Origin of the sequence: Nitrosospira sp. NpAV (assembly GCF_000832065.1) — a bacterium.
GTDB lineage: Bacteria > Pseudomonadota > Gammaproteobacteria > Burkholderiales > Nitrosomonadaceae > Nitrosospira.
In genome coordinates this window covers 1-2,653 of sequence record NZ_JXQM01000066.1, presented here as the reverse complement: position 1 = coordinate 2,653, position 2,653 = coordinate 1, and the positions used below count along the sequence as shown (strand labels likewise).

The window sequence follows — 2,653 nt, the reverse complement described above, 5'->3', positions numbered from 1 at the left end:
TAACTTCTTCGAATTGGGCGGGCATTCGTTGCTCGCCACGCAAGCCATCTCGCGGATCCGCGACGTTCTGCACGCGGCAGTGCCTCTGCATGTTCTCTTTGGGGCGCCCACCGTCGCGGAACTCGCGCTGCGCCTGGGCCCCCGCTCGATATTACAGCCGATCCCGCGCCGCAGCCGCGAACAGGAGAGCTCCCCTCTTTCCTTTGCCCAGCAGCGTCTTTGGTTCCTCGATCAGCTTACACCGCAAAGTACCGCCTATAACCTTTGTACTACGTTCTCCTTTACCGGCCCGCTGAATACGGCGGCCCTTGAAAAAAGTTTGGGAGAAATCGTGCGCCGGCACGAAATTCTCCGCACCACCTTCACCGCCATCGATGGACAGGGCACGCAGGTAATCATGCCGCCCTCGCCGCCGGCATTCACAATGATGGATTTGCGCCATGCCCCGGTGGGTGAGGCGCGCAGGGTGGCCAACTCTGATGCCGCGACGCCGTTCGATCTTGCGCGGGGTCCGCTCCTGCGGGCTACATTGATGCGTACGGGCGAGTCCGATCATGTGCTGGTGCTGACGATGCACCATATCGTCGCCGACGGCTGGTCCCTCGGCATCCTCCAACGCGAGCTGGACATTTTGCTCGAAGCTTATTCAGATGGCCGGCTTTCGCCCTTGCCGGAATTGCCTATCCAGTATGCCGATTTCGCCTGCTGGCAAAGGCGTCTCCTTCAGGGCGAACGGCTGGATTCTCTATTCGCCTACTGGCAAAAGCAACTCGAAGATGCACCGGCGCAGCTTCTCTTGCCTACCGGCCGGCCGCGCCCGGCGGTGCAGACCTTCCAGGGCGCTTCGCTCTCGGCGACGCTACCCCCGGCGTTGGCGGAAGGATTGCGTGCCCTGTCGCAAAGAGAAGGTGCAACCCTGTTCATGATGCTTCTGGCCGCTTTTGGTGTGCTGTTGTCGCGCTACAGCGGGCAATCCGATCTGGTGATCGGCACGCCCATCGCCAACCGCACCCGCAGCGAGCTGGAGGGCTTGATCGGGTTTTTCGTCAACACACTCGCCTTGCGCCTCGATCTTTCGGGTGATCCCTCATTCGTGGCCCTGCTCGAGCGGGTGCGCACCGTGGCAACCGGAGCATATACCCACCAGGAGTTGCCTTTCGAGGTGCTGGTGTCCAGGCTCGCTCCCGCGCGCCATCTGAGCCATACGCCACTCTTCCAGGTGATGTTCGCGCTCGAGAATCATGCGGAGGAAACGCTGCCGCCCGCGAGTAGCCGGACCGTGGGCGACCGGGCCATGGGGGATGTCATGGAAGCGCGTGGAGCGGCGAAATTCGATCTCACCTTGGCAATTGCCGAGTTCAATGACGGAATTACGGCAACCTTCGAATATGCCACCGACCTCTTTGATTCGGCGGCCATACGTCAAATGCTCGATCATTTTGTGGTGCTGCTCGAAGGTGCCATTGCCAGCCCTGAACAGCGCATATCCGAGCTGCCGCTGCTTTCCCGAAGGGAACGACAGCAACTCCTGGTGGAATGGAACGCTACGGAAGCTGCATTTCCGCGCGATCGCTGCATCCATGCATTGTTCGAGCTCCAGGCGGCGCGGACGCCGGAAGCCATTGCGCTTGAAACAGTCGATGAGCGGCTCACCTATGCGCAACTCAATCAGCAGGCCGATCAACTTGCCGCACGCTTGCGCGGGTTCAGCGCCGATACTCCCATCGGACTGCTGACCGATCGTGGCACAGGCCTGGCTGTTGGCGCCCTCGGCATCCTGAAGGCCGGCGCGGCGTATGTTCCCATCGACGCCACGTTTCCGGAGGAACGAATTGCTTTTATCCTTTCCGATACCGCCGCACCGGCGGTGGTGACCCGTAGCGTATTTACCGACCGGCTCAGCGGCTGCAGCGGGCGCGTCATCTGCATGGATACCGCCGCTCCGGAAGAAACAGGCAATGCTTCGGCGGGCGGCGTTGCGGCCAGTATCGCGCCGGACGGCCTTGCATACATCGTCTACACTTCCGGCTCTACCGGATTGCCCAAGGGGGTGATGGTGTCGCACCGGGCGCTGGTCAATCATGCCACGGCGGTCTCCGGCGCTTATGAGCTTTGTGCGACGGATCGTATATTGCAGATTGCGTCTCCCGCATTCGACGTGGCGGCGGAGGAGATTTTCCCCCCCTGGCTGTGCGGAGCAACCGTCGTCGTATGGCCTGATGTCGGTCCTCCGGTCTTTTCGGATCTGCTGGATTTCGTGGAAAGCCGTCGCCTCAGCATCTTGAACCTTCCCGCTTCCTACTGGCATGGATGGGTGGCGGAACTTGCAACGTTGCGGCTGCCGAAAAGCCTGCGGCTGGTGGTAGCCGGCAGCGAACCGATGATTGCGGCACGATTAAGCGACTGGATGCGGCACACGCACGGGCAAATCCGCCTGATCAACGCTTATGGCCCCAGCGAGACCACCATCACGGCAGCCCTCTGCAAGATCGCCCGGTTTGAGGTTCCCGCGGACTCAACCATTCCGGTTTCCGTTTCCTCCGCCGCCTCTGTCCTGTCTGTCCCCATTGGCCGGCCGATTGCGAATACGGAAATGTATGTGCTTGACGACCGGCTTCAGCCGGTACCAATCGGGGTACCAGGGGAACTCTAT

Annotated in this window: 1 protein-coding gene; it reads left to right on the top strand. The window is 61.3% G+C overall.

Features of this window, described 5'->3' with window-relative positions; genetic code table 11:
- Nucleotides 1-2,653, top strand: a 2,653-nt coding sequence (locus tag SQ11_RS15335) for a condensation domain-containing protein (protein ID WP_041515073.1), incomplete at both ends; no start/stop codon positions are given.